The sequence below is a fragment of the Nocardioides xinjiangensis genome, assembly GCF_017916455.1.
Classification (GTDB): Bacteria; Actinomycetota; Actinomycetes; order Propionibacteriales; family Nocardioidaceae; genus Nocardioides; species Nocardioides xinjiangensis.
Window position 1 is genome coordinate 1,864,354 of the sequence record NZ_JAFMSY010000001.1, and the last position, 22,887, is coordinate 1,887,240.

At 73.7% G+C, this 22,887-nt stretch carries 25 protein-coding genes; 11 read left to right on the plus strand and 14 right to left on the minus strand.

The window, feature by feature from the left end; all coding sequences use genetic code 11:
• Positions 1-76 precede the first annotated feature (76 nt).
• The gene (locus J3P38_RS08745) at positions 77-958 is read right to left on the minus strand and encodes an Fpg/Nei family DNA glycosylase (RefSeq protein WP_210503299.1); all 882 of its coding nucleotides are present in this window, start codon (positions 956-958) and stop codon (positions 77-79) included.
• Positions 959-1,003: 45 nt separating this feature from the next.
• On the opposite strand from J3P38_RS08745, the gene J3P38_RS08750 reads away from it, so the two are divergent.
• Entirely contained in the window at positions 1,004-1,267 is a 264-nt protein-coding gene (locus J3P38_RS08750) for a hypothetical protein (protein ID WP_210503300.1), read from the plus strand.
• 221 nt (positions 1,268-1,488) lie between these two features.
• On the plus strand, positions 1,489-2,694 hold the full coding sequence (locus J3P38_RS08755) for an ATP-binding protein (RefSeq protein ID WP_210439414.1): 1,206 nt from the start codon (positions 1,489-1,491) through the stop codon (positions 2,692-2,694).
• A gap of 355 nt (positions 2,695-3,049) precedes the next feature.
• Here the strand turns inward: J3P38_RS08755 and J3P38_RS08760 are convergent, their stop codons facing one another.
• Positions 3,050-4,465, minus strand: a complete 1,416-nt coding sequence (locus J3P38_RS08760) for a dihydrolipoyl dehydrogenase family protein (RefSeq protein ID WP_210439415.1) — start codon at positions 4,463-4,465, stop codon at positions 3,050-3,052.
• 177 nt (positions 4,466-4,642) lie between these two features.
• Here J3P38_RS08760 and J3P38_RS08765 point away from each other — a divergent pair, with 177 nt between their 5' ends.
• Complete coding sequence (locus J3P38_RS08765; RefSeq protein WP_210439416.1) at positions 4,643-5,656, plus strand: TerC family protein; 1,014 nt, start codon at positions 4,643-4,645, stop codon at positions 5,654-5,656.
• A 72-nt stretch (positions 5,657-5,728) separates the two neighbouring features.
• On the opposite strand, the gene J3P38_RS08770 is transcribed toward J3P38_RS08765, so the two are convergent.
• A complete protein-coding gene (locus J3P38_RS08770) occupies positions 5,729-6,352 on the minus strand; it encodes a LysE family translocator (RefSeq protein ID WP_210503301.1) in 624 nt (207 codons plus the stop codon).
• A gap of 174 nt (positions 6,353-6,526) precedes the next feature.
• On the opposite strand from J3P38_RS08770, the gene J3P38_RS08775 reads away from it, so the two are divergent.
• From J3P38_RS08775 to J3P38_RS08785, 3 genes are all read left to right on the plus strand, one after another.
• Positions 6,527-6,877 carry a UBP-type zinc finger domain-containing protein gene (locus tag J3P38_RS08775; protein WP_210503302.1) on the plus strand — a complete coding sequence of 117 codons (351 nt, stop codon included), beginning with the start codon at positions 6,527-6,529 and terminating at the stop codon, positions 6,875-6,877.
• Between the two features lie 73 nt (positions 6,878-6,950).
• A complete protein-coding gene (locus J3P38_RS08780; protein ID WP_210503303.1) occupies positions 6,951-7,772 on the plus strand; it encodes a glycerophosphodiester phosphodiesterase family protein in 822 nt (273 codons plus the stop codon).
• Between the two features lie 59 nt (positions 7,773-7,831).
• Entirely contained in the window at positions 7,832-8,761 is a 930-nt protein-coding gene (locus J3P38_RS08785; RefSeq protein WP_210503304.1) for a DUF5926 family protein, read from the plus strand.
• Positions 8,762-8,926: 165 nt separating this feature from the next.
• On the opposite strand, the gene J3P38_RS08790 is transcribed toward J3P38_RS08785, so the two are convergent.
• The 6 genes from J3P38_RS08790 to J3P38_RS08815 form a co-directional block, all read right to left on the minus strand.
• Positions 8,927-9,964 (minus strand): adenylate/guanylate cyclase domain-containing protein, encoded by a 1,038-nt coding sequence (locus J3P38_RS08790; protein WP_307807817.1) that lies wholly within the window; start codon positions 9,962-9,964, stop codon positions 8,927-8,929.
• A gap of 5 nt (positions 9,965-9,969) precedes the next feature.
• Entirely contained in the window at positions 9,970-10,344 is a 375-nt protein-coding gene (locus tag J3P38_RS08795; RefSeq protein ID WP_210503305.1) for a cyclic nucleotide-binding domain-containing protein, read from the minus strand.
• A gap of 282 nt (positions 10,345-10,626) precedes the next feature.
• Entirely contained in the window at positions 10,627-11,853 is a 1,227-nt protein-coding gene (locus J3P38_RS08800; RefSeq protein WP_210503306.1) for an arginine deiminase, read from the minus strand.
• A 54-nt stretch (positions 11,854-11,907) separates the two neighbouring features.
• Positions 11,908-13,059: a GNAT family N-acetyltransferase gene (locus J3P38_RS08805; RefSeq protein WP_210503307.1), complete on the minus strand. Its 1,152-nt coding sequence runs from the start codon at positions 13,057-13,059 to the stop codon at positions 11,908-11,910.
• Positions 13,041-13,646: a TMEM165/GDT1 family protein gene (locus tag J3P38_RS08810; protein ID WP_307807818.1), complete on the minus strand. Its 606-nt coding sequence runs from the start codon at positions 13,644-13,646 to the stop codon at positions 13,041-13,043. The genes J3P38_RS08805 and J3P38_RS08810 overlap by 19 nt, the downstream gene beginning before the upstream one ends.
• Before the next feature lie 16 nt (positions 13,647-13,662).
• Positions 13,663-14,523 carry a prephenate dehydratase gene (locus tag J3P38_RS08815; protein WP_307807819.1) on the minus strand — a complete coding sequence of 287 codons (861 nt, stop codon included), beginning with the start codon at positions 14,521-14,523 and terminating at the stop codon, positions 13,663-13,665.
• Positions 14,524-14,592: 69 nt separating this feature from the next.
• On the opposite strand from J3P38_RS08815, the gene J3P38_RS08820 reads away from it, so the two are divergent.
• Positions 14,593-14,985 carry a DUF4446 family protein gene (locus J3P38_RS08820; RefSeq protein WP_210439424.1) on the plus strand — a complete coding sequence of 131 codons (393 nt, stop codon included), beginning with the start codon at positions 14,593-14,595 and terminating at the stop codon, positions 14,983-14,985.
• Positions 14,986-15,050: 65 nt separating this feature from the next.
• Here J3P38_RS08820 and J3P38_RS08825 read toward each other — a convergent pair whose 3' ends face one another.
• Entirely contained in the window at positions 15,051-16,625 is a 1,575-nt protein-coding gene (locus tag J3P38_RS08825) for a YegS/Rv2252/BmrU family lipid kinase (RefSeq protein WP_210503308.1), read from the minus strand.
• A 59-nt stretch (positions 16,626-16,684) separates the two neighbouring features.
• On the opposite strand from J3P38_RS08825, the gene serS reads away from it, so the two are divergent.
• From serS to J3P38_RS08845, 4 genes are read left to right on the plus strand one after another with little or no spacing between them, the layout of a single operon-like run.
• Positions 16,685-17,950 carry a serine--tRNA ligase gene (gene serS / locus J3P38_RS08830; protein WP_210503309.1) on the plus strand — a complete coding sequence of 422 codons (1,266 nt, stop codon included), beginning with the start codon at positions 16,685-16,687 and terminating at the stop codon, positions 17,948-17,950.
• Complete coding sequence (locus tag J3P38_RS08835) at positions 17,943-18,782, plus strand: HAD family hydrolase (protein WP_210503310.1); 840 nt, start codon at positions 17,943-17,945, stop codon at positions 18,780-18,782. The genes serS and J3P38_RS08835 overlap by 8 nt, the downstream gene beginning before the upstream one ends.
• 28 nt (positions 18,783-18,810) lie before the next feature.
• Positions 18,811-19,608: a Cof-type HAD-IIB family hydrolase gene (locus J3P38_RS08840; RefSeq protein WP_307807820.1), complete on the plus strand. Its 798-nt coding sequence runs from the start codon at positions 18,811-18,813 to the stop codon at positions 19,606-19,608.
• Positions 19,609-19,618: 10 nt separating this feature from the next.
• A complete protein-coding gene (locus J3P38_RS08845) occupies positions 19,619-20,191 on the plus strand; it encodes a hypothetical protein (protein WP_210503312.1) in 573 nt (190 codons plus the stop codon).
• Positions 20,192-20,233: 42 nt separating this feature from the next.
• Here the strand turns inward: J3P38_RS08845 and J3P38_RS08850 are convergent, their stop codons facing one another.
• From J3P38_RS08850 to mobA, 4 genes are all read right to left on the minus strand, one after another.
• Positions 20,234-20,860: a bacterial proteasome activator family protein gene (locus tag J3P38_RS08850; protein WP_210503313.1), complete on the minus strand. Its 627-nt coding sequence runs from the start codon at positions 20,858-20,860 to the stop codon at positions 20,234-20,236.
• Positions 20,861-20,890: 30 nt separating this feature from the next.
• A complete protein-coding gene (locus tag J3P38_RS08855) occupies positions 20,891-21,859 on the minus strand; it encodes an NAD(P)H-quinone oxidoreductase (RefSeq protein ID WP_210503314.1) in 969 nt (322 codons plus the stop codon).
• A gap of 4 nt (positions 21,860-21,863) precedes the next feature.
• Positions 21,864-22,187, minus strand: a complete 324-nt coding sequence (locus tag J3P38_RS08860; protein WP_210439432.1) for a DUF6457 domain-containing protein — start codon at positions 22,185-22,187, stop codon at positions 21,864-21,866.
• Between the two features lie 85 nt (positions 22,188-22,272).
• Positions 22,273-22,863, minus strand: coding sequence for a molybdenum cofactor guanylyltransferase (gene mobA / locus J3P38_RS08865; protein ID WP_210503315.1), 591 nt, complete (start codon positions 22,861-22,863; stop codon positions 22,273-22,275).
• Between the last annotated feature and the right edge of the window lie 24 nt (positions 22,864-22,887).

Consider the following 22,887-nt stretch of genomic DNA (forward strand, 5'->3'; position numbering starts at 1 on the left):
GGCCGGATCTCCACGGGGGTGGGTCCGGCCGGCACCTCGCCTGCCTCGTCGGCGGCGACGCCCGCCCCCAGCCGCGCTACTTGAGCAGCCTCGACATCCGCCGGTCCGCCAGCGGCTTGCCGCCGGTCTGGCACGTCGCGCAGTACTGCAGGCTCGAGTCGGCGAACGACACCTCGCGCACCACGTCACCGCACACCGGACAGGTCTGGCCGGTCCGGCCGTGGACCGCGAGGTTGCTCTTCTTCTCCCCCTTGAGCTCGCTCGCCGCGAGCCCGCTCGAGCGCTGCACGGCCTCGCCCAGCGTGCCGCGGATGGCGTCGTACAGCGTCTGCAGCTCGGCCTCGTCGAGGCTGTTGGCGGGCTTGAACGGCGACATGCGCGCGGCGTGCAGGATCTCGTCGGAGTAGGCGTTGCCGATGCCGGCGATGATCGACTGCATCCGCATCACGCCCTTGATCTGCTTGCGCCCCTCGGACTCGAGGATCCGGCGCAGCGCCTCGAGGGTGAAGTCGTCGGACAGCGGGTCGGGGCCCAGCCGGGCGATGCCCTCCACCTCGCGCGGGTCGCGGACGAGGTAGATCGCGAGGCCCTTCCGGGTGCCGGCCTCGGTGACGTCGAGGCCCGGCTGCGCCTCGAGGTCCGGGTCGTCGATGACGATGCGGGCGGCGAGCGGGTTCTTGGCGTTCGGCCGCGCGGGCAGGGCAGGCACCTCGTCGCGCCAGCGGATCCAGCCGGCGCGGGCGAGGTGGATCACCAGGTGCACGCCGCTGGCGTCGATGTCGAGGAACTTGCCGTGCCGCTCCACGCCGTCCACGAGCGTGCCGTGCAGCGCCTGCAGGGGCGGGTCGAACGTCTTGAGCGCGCTGAAGGCGGTCAGGTCGACGCGGCTGATCGCCCGGCCGACCAGGCGGCCGCGCAGGTCCTGGACGAGGGCTTCGACCTCGGGCAGCTCGGGCACGACCCGAGTCTAGGCAAGGCGCTGTGCCCCGGGTCACAATGGCGCATGGCGCAGCGTCAGCTTCCTCGCACGGGGGCGGTCTTCCTCGACCCCCGCGGGCAGGACCGCTCGCTGCGCGTCACGTGGCACCAGGAGTCGCAGCTCGTGGTGCTCTCCCTGTGGCGCGACAACGTCTGCGCGGGGACGTTCCGCCTCTCGGCCGACGAGGTCCCCGACCTGATCGCCCTGCTGCGCCGCGGCCTCGACGAGGCGTACGACGCGGCGCGGGAGCGGGTCGAGCGGGTCGACGGCGCGCCTCGCGCGGGCTGACGAGGGCCGCCCCTGCCGTACGGTGCCGCCGCCGGGCGCCCTTTCGAATCCCCCGCTTAAGCGGGGGATTGCGAACTTCTCGTGGTCTGCATGCCCCCTGAAGTTCGCACATCCCCGCTTAGGCGGGGGAACAGGAGGCGGGAGTGACGTGGGCAAACCCGCGACTCGCGGAGTATCGGCGAATCTAGGGCCGCGCCTAGAGACGCGAATAAGGTGCGATCGTGGACCCGATCCGGAACCCGTACGCCCCGGGCGCGGGGCAGCGGCCGCCCGAGCTGGCCGGTCGTGACGAGCAGCTCGCCGCCTTCGAGGTGGTCCTCGAGCGGGTCGCGAGGGGCCGCCCTGAGCGCAGCCTGGTGCTGACCGGGCTGCGCGGGGTGGGCAAGACGGTCCTCCTCAACGCGCTGCGCGGCGCCGCCGTACGCAAGGGGTGGGGCACCGGCAAGCTCGAGGCGCGCCCGGGCCAGGGCCTGCGACGGCCGCTGAGCAGCGCGCTGCACCAGGCCGTGCGGGAGCTCGGGCACCGCGACGAGGAGTCGGTCGACCACGTGCTCGGCGTTCTCAAGTCCTTCGCCCACCGAGACGCCGGGACCGGGGCGCGGCTGAAGGACCAGTGGAGCCCGGGCATCGACGCGCCGGCCGTGCGCGGTCGTGCCGACTCCGGGGACGTCGAGATCGACCTCGTCGAGCTCCTCGCGGACGTCGGCGGGCTGGCCGCCGACGTCGGCAAGGGCGTCGCCGTCTTCATCGACGAGATGCAGGACCTCGGCGTCGACGACGTCTCGGCGCTGTGCGCCGCCTGCCACGAGCTCAGCCAGTCCGGTCTGCCGGTGATCGTGGTGGGGGCGGGACTGCCGCACCTGCCGGCTGTCCTGAGCGCGAGCAAGTCCTACAGCGAGCGGCTCTTCCGCTACCAGCGCATCGACCGGCTCGGCCGCGACGCCGCCGACCGGGCGCTCGAGGCGCCGGCCGCCGAGGAGGACGCGGCCTTCGAGCCCGACGCCCTGGCAGCGATGTACGACGCGACCGGCGGCTACCCGTACTTCATCCAGGCCTACGGCAAGGCGGTGTGGGACCTCGCGCCCCGCTCGCCGATCACCGCCGCGGACGTCGCGGTCGCGGCACCGGAGGCGGAGTCGGAGCTCGCCGTCGGCTTCTTCGGCTCGCGCTACGAGCGGGCGACCCCCGGGGAGCGGGACTACCTCATGGCGATGGCCGACGTGGCCGCCGCTGGGGCCGCCGACGCCGGCGTCGAGGGCGACGCCGTGCTGAGCGCCGACGTCGCCGCGGCGCTGGGCAAGAAGCCGCAGTCGCTGTCGCCGGCGCGCGACTCCCTGCTCAAGAAGGGGCTCGTCTACTCGGGCGAGCGCGGCCGGATCGCGTTCACCGTCCCCCACTTCGGCCGCTACCTGCGCGAGCGGGGCTGACCCCCGCTCCTTGAGCGGTGCGTGAGGCAGGTTCTGCCGCCCGGAAACGTGTCTCACGCACCGCTGGGCCCGGGGCCGGCAGGCGCCCAGCCTCCCGAGCGGTGCGTGAGGCAGGTTCTGCCGCCCGGAAACGTGTCTCACGCACCGCTGGCGGGGGTGGGATGGTCGCCCGCTCCCCGAGCGGTGCGTGAGGCAGGTTCTGCCGCCCGGAAACGTGTCTCACGCACCGCTGGGCCCGGGGTCGGCAGGGACGCCGCTCCCCAACCGGTGCGTGAGGCAGGTTCTGCCGCCCGAAAAGGTGCCTCACGCACCGCTGCGGCTGCGGCTGCGGCTACCGCTGCGGCTACGGCTACCGCTACCGCTGCGGCGGGGTGCGGAACGACCGCGGCAGCTCCTCGAGCAGCCGGAGGTAGAGCTCGGAGGCGGTGGGGTACGACGCCACGGCGTGCCGCAGGACGTGCACGGGGACCCCGCCAGTGATCGCCACGGTCGCGGCGTGCAGCAGCTCGCCGGCTGCCGGACCCACGAAGGTGGCGCCGAGCAGCAGGTGGGTCCGCGCGTCGACGACCAGCTGGGCGTGGCCGGTGACGTGGTCGCGCAGCAAGCCGGTCCCGGCGACCGCTGAGCTCGGCACCCGCGAGACCGCGACGTCGTACGCCGCCTCCCGGGCCTCGGCCTCGGTCATCCCGACGCTCGCGACCTCGGGCTCGGTGAAGACGACCTGCGGCACCGGCGCCTCCCGGTCCGGCTCCCACGCCGCGCCGCCGGCCGCCGCAGCGGCGATGCGGGCGCCGACCACGCGTGCCTGGTGCTTGCCCCAGTGGGTCAGCGGCGCCCCGCCGCTCGCGTCGCCGACGGCGTGCAGCCACTCCGGCATCCGGCCGCCCGTGACGTCGTCGGGGGTCAGGCCGATCGCGTCGAGGCCGACGTCGTCGAGCCGGGGGGACCGCCCGGTCGCCAGCAGCACCTCGTCGACCTCGAGCCGGCCGCTCGAGGTGTCGAGGGTGACGGGGCCGCCGTGGATGCGCCCGGTCGCGGTGGCCGCGGCGTCCGGGCGGTGCACCGACTCGACCGTGGTGTCGAGCCGGACGTCGACCCCGCGCTCCCGCAGCCCCTCGAGCACCGCCTCGCCCGCGAAGGGCTCGGTCCGGCCGAGCAGTCGGCCGCCGCGCACGAGCAGCGTGACCGAGGACCCGAGGGCCGTCATCCAGGCCGCCGCCTCGCAGGCGACCACGCCGCCGCCGACGATCGCGAGGCGGCCGGGCACCTCCACCACGCCCGTCGCGTCGCGCGAGTCCCAGGGCAGCGCGGCGGCGTACGGCTCCGGCACGTGCGGCGAGCTGCCCGTGGCGATGACGACCGCCTGCCGGGCGCGGACCAGCCGGTCGCCCTCGGGGGAGGAGACGCGGACCTCCTTCTCGCCGACGAGGCGGCCGGCGCCGCGCAGCACCGCGAGCCCGGCGCCCTCGGCCCACGAGACCTGGCCCGCGTCGTCGTAGTGCGAGACCCAGTAGTCGCGCCGCTCCAGCAGCTCGCGGGGCGAGACGTGGGCGGTGGAGACGCCGCTGAGGTCGGCGGACGCGTCGGCGACGGCGACCGGCCGGAGCAGCGCCTTGCTGGGCATGCAGGCCCAGTAGCTGCACTCACCGCCCAGCAGCTCGTGCTCGACGATCGCCGCGGTCATGCCGGTGCCCTCCACCGCGTACTGGGCGGCGTTCTCCCCGGCCGGTCCACCGCCGATGACGACGACGTCGTACTCCACTGCGTCCATGGCGGTGAGACTACGGGCGCCGTCGTGCGGGTCGCTTGAGCGCGGCGAATAGACTCCTCCGCGAGGGGAGTACCCCACCAACCTCCGTCGGTCACTACGGCGCCCCCGCGGGCGCCCCGGCGGGGACCGGCTCCGGCCGGTGGGGGAGACCTCAGGAGATCGATCCTGAGGAGACCCATGTCGTCCATCGCGTCCCCCACGCTGTGGTTCGCCACCATCGCGGTGGTGCTCGCCCTGCTCGCCGTCGACTTCGTCGCCACCCGGCGACCGCACGAGGTCTCGATGAGGGAGGCCATCGGCTGGTCGGCGTTCTACGTCGCGCTGCCGCTCGCCTTCGGCCTCTACGTCTGGAGCGCCCACGGCGGTGACCGCGGGCTGGAGTACTACACCGGCTACCTCATCGAGAAGACGTTGAGCGTCGACAACCTGTTCGTCTTCATGCTGCTGCTCGCGGCGTTCGCGGTGCCGGAGGTGCTCAAGCAGCGGGTGCTGCTCTACGGCATCATCGGCGCGCTGGTGCTCCGCGGCGTCTTCATCGCGCTGGGCGCGGCCGCGCTCTCCGCCTTCGACTGGGTGTTCCTCGTCTTCGGCGCGATCCTGCTCGTCACGGGCGTGAAGATGCTGCGCGACGCGGTGCGTGGCGAGGAGCACCAGGTCGAGGTGTCGGAGATGCGCACGGTGCGGCTGATGCGTCGCATCATGCCGGTCACCGACGAGTACGACGGCCCGCGCCTGACGGTCGTGCGCGACGGGGTGCGCGCGCTGACGCCCTTCGCGCTCGTGACCGTCGCCGTGCTCGCCACCGACGTCGTCTTCGCCGTCGACTCCGTGCCGGCCGTCTACGGCATCACCGGCGACCCCTACCTGGTCTTCGTGACCAACGCCTTCGCGCTCCTCGGCCTGCGCGCGCTCTACTTCGTGCTCGAGGGTGCGCTGTCCGCCCTCGTCCACCTCGGCTACGGCCTGGCCGCGATCCTCGGCTTCATCGGCGCGAAGCTGGTGCTGCACTGGGCACACCTGGTGTGGCCGTCGGTGCCCGACGTGCCGACCCTGGCCTCGCTGTTCGTCATCGTCGGCATCCTCGCCGTCACCGTCGTCAGCAGCCTCGTCGCCTCGAGGCGAGGCCGGGCAGCCGACGTCGACCCGCGCGAGGACCAGGACGAGGACCGCGACGAGGTCGCAGTGCGCTGACGCGAGGCAAGGCGTCGGAGGACCCCGCGAGGCGGGCGGACGGCGGTGGCGTGGCGCGCCCCCGGGCAGGCGTCACTCGGCTGCCAGCATGGTGGCACCGAGCCCCACCATCATGGTCCCGCCGGCGGCGCCGAGCGCGTCGAGCCGACCCGGCCGGCGCGCGAACCAGTCGCGGGCGGTTCCCGCTGCGACCGCCCAGACGCTGTCGGAGGCGGCCGCCAGCACGCCGAAGACCAGCCCGAGCAGCATCGTCTGGAGCGCCACCGGGCCACCCGGGTCGGTGAACTGCGGCAGGAAGGCGACGAAGAACACCAGGGTCTTGGGGTTCGTGGCGCCCACGGTGAAGCCGATGCGCACCGGGTGGCCACGTCGCACCGGCGCCGCCTCGGCCATCGCCAGACGGGCGTCGGCGCGGTGGCGGATCGCCTGGACGCCCAGCCAGATGACGTACGCCGCCCCGGCGAGCTTGATCACCGTGTACGCCGTCGCGCTGGCGGCGACGACGGCGCCGAGCCCGACCGCCACCAGGCCGACCTGCGCCGTCACGCCGAGGGCGTTGCCCACCACCGACAGGAGCGCCTCACGCCGCCCGACGGTCAGTGCGCGGCCGATGGTGAAGAGCAGGCTCGGTCCGGGCACCTGGATGAACAGGATCGACGCGACGAGGAACGCGACCCACTGGCTCGAGGACGGCATGGCCCCAGTGTGGGGCCAGGCGGGTCCCGCTGTCGCGTGGGTTCGGCAGCGGCAGCGCTCGACCCGCCAGGTCCCGATCGAGCGCCAGGAGGTCCCGCCGTGGGAGGCGCACTGGCTGCCGGGGTTCCGTCGACGGCACTGGCTGAACGGGCGCGGACGCGGCACTCTGGTCCCATGACTGCTGGACGTCAGGGCATCGACCCCGAGGTGGCCCCCTCCGGCCCGGGGTGCGTGGAGTGCGAGGAGGCGGGCGGCTGGTGGGTGCACCTGCGCCGCTGCGCCGCGTGCGGGCACGTCGGCTGCTGCGACACCAGCCCGTCCCAGCACGCCACGGCCCACTTCGAGGCGACGGGGCACCCGGTGATGCAGAGCTTCGAGCCGGGTGAGGACTGGTTCTGGGACTTCACCCGGTCGGTGGGGGTGACCGGTCCGCGCCTGGCCGACCCCCAGAGCCGGCCGGAGGAGCAGCCGGTGCCGGGACCGGCCGGCCGGGTGCCCGAGGACTGGCAGGACCACATCCACTGAGCAGGGCCGCGGCGCCGGCCCGTCCAGCGGCCGGTCGCACGGCCGGTGCGGGCGAGCGTGGCATGCTCGACCCATGCGTCGTACGCCGCGCATCCGCCGGCCCCGCGAGCCCGCCTCCCGGCCGCAGGTCGTCGCCCACCGCGGCAGCAGCCACGAGAGCGCCGAGCACACGCTCGGGGCCTACGTCAGGGCGCTCGACGAGGGTGCGGAGGCGCTCGAATGCGACGTCAGGCTGACCGCCGACGGGCACCTCGTGTGCGTCCACGACCGTGACCTCCGGCGCACGGCCGCCACCCACGGGGTCGTGTCCACGATGAACCTCGCCGAGCTCGACGAGCTGGACTTCGCGTCGTGGAAGAACCCGTGGGCCGACCTCGACGACGAGGCGCCGGACCGCGACCCGGAGGAGGGCAGGGTCCTGACCCTGCGCAGGCTGATGGAGATGGTGGCCGACTACGACCGGCGCGTCGAGCTGGCGATCGAGACCAAGCACCCGACCCGGTACAGCGGGCTCGTCGAGCGGCGCGTCGTGGAGACGCTCGGCGACCTCGGCTGGGACCGGGCGGGGTCGCCGGCGCGGGTGATGAGCTTCTCCTTGAACGCCGTCAACCGCGTGCGGCGGATGGCGCCGGACCTCGACGTGGTGATGCTGGTCGAGCGGGCGCACCTGTGGCCGGTGCTGCGGCCGGTGGTCGGCGAGGACTGGATCATCGGCCCCGGGGTCCGCGAGCTGCGCGCGCACCCCGGGCTGGGTCGTCACCTGGTCAGGGCGGGCCGGGAGATCCACGTGTGGACGGTCAACACCCCCGAGGACCTCGACCTCTGCCTCGACCTCGGGGTCACGGCGGTCATCACCGACCGGCCGGCGTACGTCCTGGGGCTCCTGGACGGGTAGGCCGGCGACCACTCACCGGGGCGCGCACCGGTGCCTCGTGCCCGACTAGGGTTCGGGGCATGGCCAAGAAGTCCCGTCGTCACCAGCCCGCTGCCGTCGCCCCGGGGGAGGTGGGCCCTCGCCAGCCCTGCCCCTGCGGGTCGGGGAAGCGCTACAAGGCCTGCCACGGGGCAGCCGGCGGTGCCGCGCCGACGTTCGTGGCCCGGCCGTTCGAGGGGATGCCCAGCGAGTGCGACGTCATCGCGCTGCGCGAGCTGGTTCCGGCCGCCACGGCTCCGCTGACCCTCGCGGAGGGCGACCGCACCGTGCGCCTCGCCACGCTGCTCCCCGGCGCCGCGCCGGCGATGGTGCGCGAGTCCGGCGACATCTGGCTCGGCCTGCAGGTGCAGCACTCCTACGGCAACCCGGCACGCGACCTCGGCGCGGTCCTCGAGGCGGCGCTGGCCACCGACGAGCCGGGCGTCGTCGGGCTGCTGAGCGCTCCGGGGGAGGGGCCGAGCATCCAGGACCTCGTCGTCGGCAGCGACCTCGAGATCACCGTCCACGAGGGCTTCGAGTACTGGATCGACGACATCCCCGAGCGCGACGCCGCCATGGAGGCCGCTCTCGAGCAGGCCAACGGCGGCGTGATGCCGACCAGCCGGCTGGCGTCGGTCGAGGCGGCGTACTGGACCAACGTCGGGACGAAGGAGCACCTGCGCTGGGTCATGCCGCACCCCGAGGACCAGCTGCTCGACGCCCTCGCCCGCCTCCACGCGGCCGGCCAGGACTCCATCGCGGAGGGCTCGCGCCTCGTCGGGATGTTCCGCGCCCACGGCCTGCTCGCCCCGGTCTGGGACCTGCCCGTCGGGACCGGCGCGGAGGTGCTGGAGGAGCCGGCCGCGAGGTTCGCCGCGGACCTCCAGGAGGCGCTGGAGGGCGGCGAGCTCGACGCGGCTGAGCGCTCCGCCCGCGCCGGTCTGGCGAACCGTCAGGTGACCATCCGCTGAGGTCCGCGCTCGTGTGGCCGAGGTCTCGAACAGACCTGGGACAATGGTTGTGCGGGCGCTGACCGGCGGAGTAGATTCGACCAGGCCCGGTCGTTGTCGTTTCCCCCGTCGACAACGGCCGGGCTCTCACGTGCAGGGGCGCCGCGAGGCCTCGTCCGGCTGCGATCAGTCGTCGTCGCGCGGCGGCTTCACCCGCCAGGCCTCGAGGTTCGTGAAGCCCTTCGCCGAGACGCGGCGGACGCGGCGCCAGCGCCACGGGGAGCCCTCCGCGCGCGCGTCCTCGTCGTCGCCGGCGAGCGCCTCGTGCACGCCTGCGTCGACCAGGACCGTGCCCGGTCGGGCTGCGGAGGTCAGCCGGGAGGCGGCGTTGACCGTGGAGCCGAACACGTCGCCGAGGCGGCGTACGACCGCGCCGTGCGCGACACCCGCGCGCACCGCGGGGAAGGGGTCCGCGTCGTCGGCGCCCCGCGCCGTCAGCTCCATCGCGATCGCCACCGCGGCCGCCGGCTCCGCGACGGTGAACAGCACCTCGTCGCCGATGGTCTTGATGACCTGGCCGCCGTGGTCGACGACGAGCGCCGTGGTGTCCTGCTCGAACCGGTCGACCCACTGCACGAGCTCCGCGCCGTCCAGGCTGCGGCTCTGCGTGGTGTAGCCGACGATGTCGATGAAGCACACCGACATCCGCGCCTCGCTCGTCGTCAGCGCGCCGGCGTCCTCGAGCAGGTGCTGGGCGGCGCTGGCCAGGTGCCGGCGCCAGACGTAGGACTGCAGCGCCTCGACGCGGGGGAGCACGTCGCCCGCGAGCCGGGTGAGCCCGCCGGCCGGGTCGCCGCCCGCCACGGCGAGGCCGGCGAGCAGGGTCGTCTGCCACTCGGCGAGCCGGGCGTAGCTGCGGCCCCACGTGCGCACGAGCGCGGCCTGCGACTCCGGCGACAGCACGCCGATCCGCACCAGGTCGGCCGTCAGCCGCAGCGCCTCGACGTCGCTCCCGCCGAACGCGACGTCCTCGTCGGTGCGGTGGGGGAAGCCGAGCTGGTGCCACAGCACGACCGCGACGTCGAGGGGCACGCCGGCCCGCTCGGCGACCTCGACCCGGGTGAGGGTGGGCTCCTCGCCGAGCAGGAGGGCCTCCATCGCGGCGGCCACGTCCGGAGTGACGTCGAGGGCCGGCGCCGCCCCGTCCGGGTGGGGCTCGGCCACCGGGCTCAGCTCCCGCCGAGGCGTCCGGCGGCGGCCGCGCGGAGGGCCGCGCCGAAGGCCGGGACCTCGTCGACGAGCTCCTCGATCGTCTCGCTCGTGAAGTGCACGACCCGCAGCGGAGTGAGGGCGACGACGGTCGCCGAGCGGAGCGTGCGGTTCACGATCGCCGCCTCGCCGACGACGGCGCCGGGGCCCAGGGTCGCGACCTCCACGCCGCCCTTGCGGACCGACACCTCGCCCTCGGTGATGAGGTACGCCTTGTCGGCCGGCGTGCTCTCCGCGATGGGGGACCAGCCCTGCGGGACCGTCAGGGCACGACCCGCGGCCAGCACGCGCTGGGCGTCAGCCGGGTCGAGGGCATCGAGGATCGACTCAGTCATGTCCCCTCAACGATCCACCGTGGGGAACGTGATGGGCGAGGTGGGGGGTGCGTGGGGGCGCGGCGCCTGTTTCGAATCCCCCGCTTAAGCGGGGGATTGCGAACTTCCGGTGGCATGCAGGCCCCCCGAAGTTCGCGACACGCTCAGGAAGTCCGGGCGTGGCTGGCCCCCGGCCCGCGGCGGACCGCAGCCCGCGGCTGACCGCAGCCCGCGCCCGACCCACCGGCAGCCGCGCCGGCAGCCGGACCGGGCGGGCCGCAGAGGGCGACCACCGGGCCCCGCTCAGTCGACGTGCAGCGGCTCCCGCGCGATCGGGCAGCTCATGCACCGCGGGCCGCCCCGCCCCGAGCCGAGCTCGGAGCCGGCGATGCGGACGACCTCGATGCCGGCGTCCTCGAGCCGGTCGTTGGTCTCGTCGTTGCGCTCGTAGGCGACCGCCACCCGGGGCGCGAGCGCCAGCGTGTTGTTGCCGTCGTCCCACTGCTCGCGCTCGGCGGTGACCGGGTCCAGGCCGGTGTCGATCTGGTGGAGCGTGTCGATCTGCATGGCCTTGGCGGCGGCGACGAGGAACGGCTCGGACTCGCTGACGTCGAGCGTCAGGTCCGACTCGCCGGAGCCGGGGTCGGCCAGCGTCACGGTGACCGCGCGGAGGGTGTCGGCGACGTTGGGGTACATCACGACCTTGTCGACGTCGACCATCGTGCAGACGGTGTCGAGGTGCATCGTGGCGCGCTCCTGCGCGATCGGCACCGCCAGCACCGTGTGGGCGAGGTCGGCGTGGAAGACCTGGCGCGCCAGCCGCTCGACGCCTGCGGGGGTCGTACGCTCCCCGACGCCGACCGCGATCACGCCCGGCGCCAGCAGCAGGACGTCGCCGCCCTCCACGTGCTCGTTGTGCCAGCCGTGGATCTTGCGCGTGCCGGCGAAGCGCGGGTGCTCGGTGTAGATGAGCTCGGTCAGCTGCGTCTCGCGCTTGCGTGCGGGCATCGCGAGGCTCGTCACGGCCACCCGGTCGCGCACCCACACGCTCGAGTCGCGCGTGAACAGGAGGTTGGGCAGCGGGTCGATGAGGAAGTCGTGCGGGTCCAGCAGGCTGGTCACCAGCCCGTGGCCGCCGCGCACCTCGTCGTTGCGGATGCCGGCGGTCAGCACGTCGGTGAGCTCGGCCGGCGCCAGGTCGCGCAGCGCCTGTGCGAGGTAGCGGCGCATGGTGTCGCCGAGGTGCAGCCCCGACAGCGCGCTGGTGATCGCGTGGTTGCGGGCGAGCTCGCTCTCGAGGGTCTCGGTGAGCAGCTCGGTCAGGTACAGGACCTCCACGCCGCGCTCGCGCAGCGTCTCGGCGAACGCGTCGTGCTCCTCCTGCGCTCGGTTGACCCACGGGATGCCGTCGAACAGCAGGCGGTCGTTGTTGCGCGGCGTCAGCCGCTTCAGCTCGTTGCCGGGGCGGTGCAGCATCACGGTGGCCAGGCGGCCCACCTCGCTGTCCGCTCCATGAGGGGTGGAGACCATGGCCGGACTCTATCCCTGCCGGCCTCGTCGACCGCTGTCCGAGCGGCCCCGGGGTCAGCTCCCGGCGCGCCACTCCTCGCGCAGCAGGGCGTACTCGTAGGAGCTGGTCCACGTGCCCTTCGACCAGAAGTCGCCGACGCGGTGGACCTCACGGCGCATGCCGAGCCGCTCGCAGAGCGCGGCGGAGCGGTCGTTGCGGACGTCGAGGTTCGCCACGATGCGGCGCAGCCCGTAGTGCTCGAAGCCCAGCCGCAGCACGGCCCGCGCGGCCTCGGTGGCGTACCCCCGACCGCCGTGCTGGGGGAGGATCGTCCAGCCGATCTCGCCCTCGCTGAGGCCGGTGCCCTGCAGGTGCAGGATCGAGTCGCCGACGACCGTGCCGTCGTGGGTGGTGACGACCAGGCCCACGAACTCGACGCTGTCGGACTCGGTGCGGCGGCGCACCATCTCGACGACCTCGGCGCGGTTCATCGGCCGCGTCAGCAGGAGGCTGGTCCACTCCTCCGAGGCCCACGCGTCGACGAACGCCTCGGCGTCCGAGGCGGCGTACGGGCGGAGCAGGAGCCGCTCGGTGCGCACCGGCCACACCGGCGGCGCCGGGGTGAGGAACGCCGCCCGAGGGGCGTCGACCCACTGCTCGCGCGGCGTCGGCCCGCCGAGGCGGAGCCGGTCGTACGCCGTCATCGGCAGCAGCAGGGAGTCGAGGCCGGACACCCCGAGGACGCCGTCGACGGCCTCCCCGAGCATGCCGCGCGCGACCGGGTCGTGCGGATCGCGGCGCAGCAGGTCGACCGCGGCCGCCGCCTCGGCGACCCGCTCGGCCACCTGCTTGATCCGCACGGGCGTCACCTCGCGCAGGCAGACGTGCTGGCCGGAGAGGTAGCCCACCCACTCCTGCTCACCGGCGGCGGGGTCGTCCTCCCAGAACGCCACGAACCAGTCGTGGAGGCGGTCCACGCCGCCCGCGACCTCGGCGAGCCGGCCGTGGTCCGCGGGCACCATCGGCGTGCCGTCGGAGAGCACGTACGACGGCAGCGGGAGGCGGCCGGCCAGCATCAGCTCGAGCGCCTCGGGCGTGGCCGGCACGAAGTGCTGGCGGGCGTAGGCGTCGTCGGCGACGGTCATGGGGTGGTCGCCGTTGACCGCGACGTAGCGGTCGTGGACCGCCATCCGGGTGGCGTCCGGACTCAGCGCGTCATCTCCCACACGGTCAAGGCTGCCATGAGGACGCAGACGCTCGCACCGACATAGTGCAGGACGGCGAGCCTGATCCGCTGCAGCAGCAGCCGGCCGACGATGACCGCGAGGCCGGACACCGCGAGCAGGGCCCCCCAGGCCCCCAGGAAGACCGACACGGGCTCGTCGTACTTGGCGACGAGCGAGATCGTCAGCAGCTGCGACAGGTCGCCCCACTCCGCGGCGAAGAGCACCAGGAACGACGTCGCGACGACGCGGAAGCCCTGCGCGGTGGCATCGGCCTTCGAGGCGTACTCGTCCTCCTGCTCGGCCTCCTCCTCGTCGGCCGTGCGGGCGGCGCGGAAGAGGATGACCGCGCCGATGACGAACATCAGCGCCGCGACCGTGTGGATGAGCTGGTCGGGCAGGAACGACGCGGCCTTGCCGACGCCGACGGCGACGCCGGTCTGCACCAGGAACGCCAGCCCCACGCCGATCCAGACGAAGAGCGGGCGCATCTTCGTCGACATGACCAGCGTGGCGATGAAGGTCTTGTCGGGCAGCTCGACGACGAAGATGGCCCCGAAGGCCAGGGCCACCACCAGCAGATCGATCACCGGGGAAGTGTGTCAGTCACCCGGCCCGGAACGGGTCCGCGGGGTAGACCCCGAGCACCTTGACCTCGGTGGTGAAGAAGGCGAGCTCCTCCAGCGCGTTGCGCACGGCCGGGTCCTCGGGATGGCCGTCGACCTCGGCCAGGAACTGGGTGGCGGTGAACTGACCGTCCACCATGTAGCTCTCGAGCTTTGTCATGTTCACGCCGTTCGTCGCGAAGCCGCCGAGCGCCTTGTAGAGCGCGGCCGGGAGGTTGCGGACGTTGAAGATGAACGTGGTGACCACGGGCCCGTCGCCCACGGGCGCCTGCTCGAAGTCGCGCGAGAGCACGACGAAGCGGGTGGTGTTGTGCTCCTCGTCCTCGATCTCCTCGCGCAGCACCTGCAGGCCGTAGATCTCGGCGGCCAGCGGCGGGGCGATCGCGGCCTGGGTGGGGTCGCCCGACTCCGCCACCTCGCGGGCGGCGCCGGCGGTGTCGCCGGCCACGACGGGCGTGAGCCCGAGCTCGCGGATCACGCCGCGGCACTGCCCCAGCGCATGGACGTGGCTGTGCACGGTGCGCAGCGAGTCCACGCTCGCCTCCGGCAGCGCCATCAGGGAGAACTGGATGCGCAGGAACCGCTCCCCGACGATGTGCAGCGTCGACGTCGGCAGGAAGTGGTGGATGTCGGCCACCCGGCCGGCGATCGAGTTGTCGATCGGGATCATCGCCAGGTCGGCGTCGCCGTTCTCCACCACGGCGAAGGCGTCCTCGAAGGACGCGCACGGCAGCGGCTCCCAGTCGGGGTAGGCCTGCTGGCACACCAGGTGGGAGTTGGCGCCCGGCTCGCCCTGGTAGGCGATCCGCCTCGGCGCACCCGCCACGTCCGACTCGGTCACGGTCGCGAGTCTGGCACGACCGGCCGTGTCCCCCCGCCGGTGACCGCCCACCGAACATAGGGTCGAGGCATGCTCGACGTGCTCGCCGTGGTCCTCGCCGCCGTCGCCTGCGTGCTCGCCGCGCTGGCCCTCCGACGTACGGCCCCCCGCTCCGCCGGGGAGGGGGTCGACGCGCTGCCCGAGGACGTGCACGGCCTGCGCCAGGAGGTCGCGGCCCTCAAGGCGGAGAACGCCGACGCGCTGCGGCACCTGTCGGTGGTGCGGTACGACGCCTTCGGCGACGTCGGCGGGCACCTGAGCTGGAGCCTGGCGGTGCTCGACGACGCGGGGCACGGCGTCGTGCTGACGTCGATCCACGGCCGCAGCGAGGCCCGGACGTACGCCAAGTCGATCTCCTCCTGGTCGTGCGAGCAGCAGCTCTCGCCCGAGGAGGAGGAGGCGATCGAGCACGCGCGTGCCTGAGGTCATCCCCGCAGCCGAGCGCGAGCGGTGGTGAGCACCCAGGTGCCTGAGGCCATCTGCCGAGGTCAGCGCGGGACGCGGACCAACAGCCGCCCGTGGATGCACTCCATCCGCAGCTCGCGGCCCTCGCCGATGGAGTCACCGTCGAGCTGGCGGGGGGTGTCGGCGGAGGCCCTGATCCGCACGCGCGTGCCGGTGCGGCGGTCGAGCGTCTCGTCGACGACGGGGCTCTTGCGCAGCACCCGCATGGCCACCGTGATCCACGACAGGAACTGCCGGGGATGGATGATCACCACGTCGAGGATGCCGTCGTCGATCGTGGCGTCCGGCAGCAGCGGCATCCCGGCCTGGAGGAAGCCGACGTTGCCCACGACGACCGTGCGGGCGCGGTGGACGGTGGGCTCGCCGTCGTCGATCTGGATCTCGACCTTCACCGCGGGGAACATCAGCGACTTGAGGCCGGAGACGACGTAGGCGATCCAGCCGATCCGCTTCTTGATGTCCTCGTTGACGCCCTCCATGATCGCGGCGTCGAACCCCATGCCGGCCATCACCATGAAGTGGGTGTCCTCGATGCCGTCGCCGCCCACCTCGACGAGGTCGATCGCCCGGTCCTGGCCGTTGAGGGCGACGTCGATGGCCGAGCGCAGGTAGAGCGGGATGCCGAGGTTGCGCGCCAGCAGGTTGCCGGTGCCGGCGGGGATGATGCCGACCGGGATGCCCGTGCCCGCGAGCTCGGCGCACACCTCGCGCACCGTGCCGTCGCCGCCGCAGACGATGACGAGGTCGGCGCCCGAGACGGCGGCCTGCTCGGCCATGCCGGTGCCGGGGTCCTCGATCGTCGTGTACTGCCAGGTCGGCTCGGACCAGCCGGACTCCCTGGCCATCGCGCTCACGATGGAGCGGAACTGGCCGACGTCCTCCACCTTCACCGGGTTGAGGATCACGGCCAGCCGCCTCGCCGAGGCGTACACCTGGGGCAGCGGCTCCGCCTTGGCCGCGATCGAGCGCGGGCGCGGGTCGATGAACGCGAGCGCGAGCAGGAAGATGCCGACCCCGACGAGCGAGCCGCCGATCACGTCGCTGGGGAAGTGGCGTCCGAGCAGCACCCGGTCCAGGCACACCAGCAACCACCACGCGACGACGAGCGCGATCCCGACGCGACGGACGTTCGCGCGGCGTACGAAGAGCACGAGCAGCATCACCAGGATGGAGGCGAACGCGGCCGACGAGGTCGCGTGGCCCGACGGGAAGCTGTGGTTGGTGTGGAGCCCGAGGGTGTCCTGCCAGTCCGGCCGGTCCCGGCCGAGCCAGGTCTTCAGGCCGGTGGTCGCCAGCGACGTCGCGAGCATCACCACCGCGGCGAGGAGCGCGGCCCACCTGTGGCGGCGCAGGAACAGCACCCCGACCAGCACGACGGTGAGGATCGTCATCCCGACGGTGCCGAACGCCGCCTCCACCCCCCGCAGCACGTCGACGAGCAGCGGGAGGTCGTCGGCCCAGTCCTCCAGGCGCCGGCCGCCGACGTCGAAGGAGTCCAGCGGCGCCCGGTCCCGGGTCACGAGGTAGCCCAGCACGGCGAACAGCGCTGCGGCCACGACCGCGCCGGTGAGCGAGCGGGTGCGGAGGACGGGAGTCACCCGCGAAGTATGCCCAAACCGGTTCGTGGGCCCCACGCCGCTCCGGATAGCCTTCCGATGTGATCGACCCTCGCCTGCTCCGTGACGACCCCGACCGCGTACGCGCCGCCCAGGCCAAGCGGGGGCTGTCCGACGACGTGGTCGACCGGGCGCTGGAGGCAGACGCCGCCCGCCGCCGGGCCATCGCCGACTTCGAGGCCAAGCGCGCCGAGCAGAAGGCCAGCGGCGCGCTCGTCGCGAAGGCGCAGGGCGAGGAGAAGCAGGCCCTCCTCGCGCAGGTCAAGGAGCTCGCCGCGAGCGTGAAGGAGGCCGAGGCGACCCGCAGCGCCGCCGAGGCGGCGTGGGACGACGCCATCAAGGCGATCCCCAACCCCGCGGCGGACGAGACGCCCGCCGGCGGCGAGGACGACTTCGTCGTGCTCGAGCACGTCGGCACCCCCCGCGAGTTCGACTTCGAGCCCCGCGACCACATCGAGCTCGGCAAGCTGCTCGGCGCGATCGACCTCGAGCGCGGCGCCAAGGTCAGTGGCTCCCGCTTCTACTTCCTCACCGGCGTCGGCGCGCAGCTCGAGCTCGCGCTCGTCAACATGGCGATGGACCAGGCCCGCAACGCCGGCTTCACGCAGGTGATCGCCCCGTCGCTGGTCAAGCCACGCGCGATGGAGGGCACCGGCTTCCTGGGCCAGGCCGCCGACGACGTTTACCGCATCGAGGGCGAGGACCTCTACCTCGTGGGCACGAGCGAGGTCGCGATGGCGGCCTACCACTCCGAGGAGATCCTCGACGCCGCCACGCTGCCGCGCCGCTACGCCGCCTTCAGCCCGTGCTTCCGCAAGGAGGCCGGCAGCCACGGCAAGGACACCCGCGGCATCATCCGGGTGCACTGGTTCGACAAGGTCGAGATGTTCGTGCACACGACCGTCGAGGAGTCGTACGCCGAGCACGAGCGGCTGCTGGCCTGGGAGAAGGAGTTCCTCGACAAGCTCGAGCTGGCCTACCGCGTGATCGACGTGGCCGCCGGCGACCTCGGCCTGTCGGCGCAGCGCAAGTTCGACTGCGAGGCGTGGATCCCCACCCAGGGCAAGTACCGGGAGCTCACCTCGACCTCCAACTGCACCGACTTCCAGTCCCGCCGCCTCGACATCCGCACCCGCAAGGACGGCCAGACCGTCCCGGTCGCGACGCTCAACGGCACCCTGACCGCGATCACCCGCGCCATCGTCGCGGTCCTGGAGACCCACCAGAACGAGGACGGGTCCGTGACCGTGCCGCAGGCGCTGCGTCCCTACCTCGGCGGCCTGGAAGTGCTGAAGACCGTTGGCTGACTGGACCCCCAAGCTCGTCGCCCTCGACATCGACGGCACCCTCCTCTCCTGGGTCGACGGGCAGACGCACGACTACGAGACGATCACCGAGCCGGTGCACGACGCGGTGCACCGTGCCCTCGACGCCGGCGCCCACATCGTGCTGGCCAGCGGTCGCTCGCCGCACGGCATGACCGGCATCGCCGACCTGCTGCACATCCCGCGCGAGGACGCCGACCGGCTCTGGGTGGTGGCCTCCAACGGTGCCGTGGTCTTCCGCTACCCGCCGATGGAGGTCGTCCACGAGGAGACCTTCGACGCGGCGCCCGCCGTCGCGGCGGTGCTGGAGCACCACCCGCACGCGCTCGTCGCGGTGGAGGAACGCACGGTCGGCGGCTACCGCGTCAACCGGGTCTTTCCCGAGGGCGAGCTCTCCGGCGAGCAGCTGATCACCTCCGTCGACGACATCGTCGGCGAGCCGGTCAGCCGCGTGATCATCCGCGACCCGGAGGCGACCGCGGAGGACTTTATCGAGCTCGCCGCCCGGCTCGGGCTGCACGGCACCGACTACGTCGTCGGCTGGACGGCGTGGATGGACCTGTCCCCGGTCGGCGTCTCCAAGGCCTCCGGGCTCGAGCACGTCTGCGACAAGGTCGGCCTCGGCGCCGCGGACGTGCTGGCCATCGGTGACGGCCGCAACGACATCGAGATGCTGCGCTGGGCCGGTCGCGGGGTCGCGATGGGGCAGGCCGTCGAGGAGGTGCGGGCCGCCGCCGACGACGTGACCGCGCCGGTCCACGAGGACGGCGCCGCCGTCGAGATGTTCCGCTGGTTCCCGCCCGCCGGCGGCTGAGGTGGCGCCGGTCAGGCAGCCGCGCCTCGTGGCGACCGACCTCGACGGGACCCTGCTGCACTCCGATGGCACCGTCACGGCGCGGACCCGCGCCGTCCTCGACGAGCTCGACGCCGCCGGGGTGCCGGTCGTCTTCACCACCGGCCGCCCCATCCGCTGGATGGAGGAGCTGTGGGACGCGGTCGGCGGCCACGGCCTGGCCATCTGCAGCAACGGCGGGATCGTGTACGACGTCGCGCGCCGGGAGGTGCGCACCGCACGCACCATCCCGGCCGACGTGCTGGTCGAGGTCGCCGCCCTGCTGCGCAGGGAGGTGCCGGGGACCGTCTTCGCGCTGGAGCGCACGACCGGCTTCGCGAAGGAGCCCGGCTTCCTGCCGCGGCTCACGGTGAACCTCACGTCCGACGTCGACGAGGGGCCGCTGGAGGAGCTCGTCGACGACACCGTGGTCAAGCTGCTGGCCCGGCACGAGGAGCACGAGCCCGAGCCCTACTGGCACCGGGTCGCCGAGGTCGTCGGTGCGCAGGTCGTGACGACGTGGTCGTCGGTGGGCACCCTCGTCGAGATCAGCGCCGCCGGCGTCACCAAGGCCACCACGCTGGCCACGATCGCGGCCGAGATGGGGCTCGGGCCCGACGAGGTGGTCGCGTTCGGCGACATGCCCAACGACCTGGCGATGCTGGAGTGGGCCGGCACGTCCTACGCCATGGCCAACGGCCACCCGACGGTCCGCGAGCTCGCCGACCACGTCGCTCCGGCGAACGACGAGGACGGCGTGGCCGCCGTGCTGACGGACCTCTTCGGCCTGTCCGGCCGGTCTCGGTAGGCTGCCCGCCATGCTCCGCACCGCCCGGCTCGCCGCCGCACTCCTGCTCGCGTGCCTTGGGCTGGTCGTCACGGTCAGCGCCCCGGCCTCGGCCGCCTGCTCCTGCCGGGAGGGCACGCTCGAGCGGCAGGCCGCCCGCGCCGACGCCGTGTTCGTCGGCACCGTCGAGGCAGTCGAGGCGGCCGGCAACGACTGGACCTACGACATCACCGCGTCCCGCGCCTACAAGGGCGTCCCCGAGCGCTCCACGCAGGTCTTCTCCGCCGGAGGCAGGAACGCCTGCGGCCTCGGCGAGCTCGCCGTCGGCACCGACTACCTGTTCCTCGCGACCGGCGAGGCGGCGCCCTACGACGCCGACAGGTGCGGCGGCACCGCCGAGCGGACCGACGCCAAGGTGCAGCGGATCGAGCGGATCCTCGGCGCCGGCACCTCGATCGAGCCGCCCCCGCCGCCGACGGCCGAGCTCACCCGGGTCGAGGACTCGCCGCCGGCCGGCTTCGCGCGCACGGCGGCTCCCGGCGCGGCGGCCGTGCTCATCGGCCTCCTCGGCCTGGTCGTCGTACGCCGCCTCGCCCGCCGCTGATCCCCGGCGGTCCACCGCCCCGGCCGCGGCCGGGGACCCCGGTCAGAGGTACATGCCTCCGGAGTGACCGCCCTGCTCGCCGGGGGCGTCGGAGGTCGGCATGGTGGGCATCCCGGTCGGCTGCTGCTGTCGCCCGCCGTGGCCGGCCGCGGGGAGGGCGCGGCGGATCTGCTCGAGCTGCGCGCGCGAGGCCATCTGCTGGGCGTAGATCGCGGTCTGGATGCCGTGGAAGAGGCCCTCGAGCCATCCGACGAGCTGCGCCTGCGCGATCCGCAGCTCGCCCTCGGACGGCGTGCCGCCCTCGGTGAACGGCAGGGACAGCCGCTGGAGCTCGTCCACCAGCTCCGGGGCGAGGCCGGACTCCAGCTCGGCGATCGAGGCGGCGTGGATCTCCTTGAGGCGCTGGCGGCTGGCCTCGTCGAGCGGTGCCGCCTTCACCTCGTCGAGCAGCTGACGGATCATGCTGCCGATGCGCATCACCTTGGCCGGCTGCTCGACGAGCTCGGTGACGTGCCGCTCCCGCTCGCCGTCGTCGTCGGAGGCTTGGGACATCTCCGGGAGCGCGCTGGCGGGGATCGTCCCGATGGGCTGGCCGTCGGGTCCGATCACCACGACCTGGTCCTCGCCCTGGGAGCGGCTGGCGGACTCCGGCTGCTGCTGCTCGGTCATGCGGCCCACCCTAGTCCGGGGGTGGGGAGGTCAGAGCGTGAGGACGATCTTCCCGGCGCGGCCGCCGTCCTCCATCAGCTGGTGGGCGCGGGCGACGTCGTCGAGGGGCATGGTGGCCTCCACGATGGGCCGCACCCGGCCCGAGGCGACGAGCGGCCACACGTTCTCCACGACCCCGCAGCAGATGGCGGCCTTCTCCGCGCGCGGCCTCGCTCGCAGCGACGTCGCCGTGACGGACGCCCGCCTGCGCAGCAGCGCGTTGATGTCGAGCTCGCCCTTGGTGCCGCCCTGGAACCCGATGACCACGAGGCGCCCGTTGGTGGCCAGCGCGGAGACGTTGCGGGCGAGGTACGCGGCGCCCATGTTGTCGAGGATGACGTCGGCGCCGCCCGCCTGCTTCAGCACCTCGACGAAGTCCTCCTCGCGGTAGTCGATGGCGTGCGAGGCGCCGAGCGAGCGGCACAGCTCCAGCTTCTCCGGCGAGCCGGCGGTCGTGAACACCTCGGCGCCGCGGGCCGCGGCCACCTGGATCGCCATCGTGCCGATGCCCCCGGCGCCCCCGTGGACGAGGAAGCGCTCGCCGCGGGCGAGGTGCGCGGTCATGAACACGTTGGACCACACGGTCGCCGCGACCTCGGGCAGGCAGGCCGCCTCGACGAGCGGGACGCCGGCGGGGACCGGCATGACCTGGCCGACCGGCACGACCACCCGGGCGGCGTACCCCCCGCCGGCGAGCAGCGCGCACACCTCGTCGCCCACCGACCAGCCCCCGACGCCCTCGCCGAGCTCGGCGACGCGACCGCTGCACTCCAGGCCGATCACCTCGGACTCGCCGTGCGGCGGCGGGTAGAAGCCGCGCCGCTGGAGGGTGTCGGCGCGGTTGACGGCGGTCGCCACCACGTCGATGAGCACCTCCCCGGCACCCGGACGCGGGTCGTCGACCTCGCCGACGGACAGGACCTCGGGGCCACCGGTGCCGGTGGCGACGACAGCGCGCACGCGATCAGTCCTCGTAGAGGTCGTCGGAGTGGTCGACCGAGGAGTCGTCCGGCACGTCGTCGTCCACCTCGTCGAGGTCGCGCGCGGCGGCGGGCCGGTCCCAGCGCTCCGCGAGCTGCTGCGCACGGGCCGCGAGGCGCTCGACCGACTCGGGGTCCGCGTCGGTCGAGCCGGCGGCGAGGCCCAGCAGGTACGCCGTGATGGGGGCGGCCGTCTTCTGCACGTTCTGGGAGGCCGTCCTGGCCAGGTCGAGGATCAGACCCTCGTCGACCTCGGCCTCGACGTCGAGGACGTCGCTCAGCTCGTCGATCCAGTCGTGGAGGTTCACCCCACCAATGTCTCGCAACCCGACGGCACCCGGCAAGGAGCCGGACGCAGCAGGACGCTCGCACGCCTCGGACGGACCCTGTCCGCTAGCGACCCGTCCGGGAGCCGAGGTCGCGCAGGTCCGCCCACGAGTCGATGTCGGCCGCCTCGTCGCCGACCGGGGCCACCCGCGCGAGGTCGAGCGGCGCGAGCAGCCGGTGCAGAGCCATCCCGTGTTGGCCCTCGAGGTCGGGGCGCACCGCGTCGAGCCGCGCCGCGTCGAGGACCCCCGCGAGCTGCCGCCGGCCCGTGTCGTCGACGAGGAACGCGCCGTCGCGCCCGGCCGCGGCGTCGCGCAGCCGCCGCATCGTCGCGGGCGTGACCCGCGGCATGTCGACCGCGAGCACCCCGACGAGCCGCGGCCGGCGCAGGAGGGCGTCCACGCCGGTGAGCAGTCCGGCGACCGGGCCCCCGCGGGGCGGGTCCTCCCACACCGTCGTCACCGGCCGCTCGGTCCGGGCGCCCGGCGGCCCGACGACCACGACCTCCTCGGCGTCGAGGAACGCGTCCACGGCGTACGACAGCAGCGTCCGGCCGGCCAGCTCGATGCCCGCCTTGTCGATCCCGTCCATCCGCGCGGCGGTCCCGCCGGCGAGGACGACGCCGCAGAAGCCGCCGGCGCCGGGGTCGAGGTCCATCCCCTCATCCTCCTACGCTGGGGT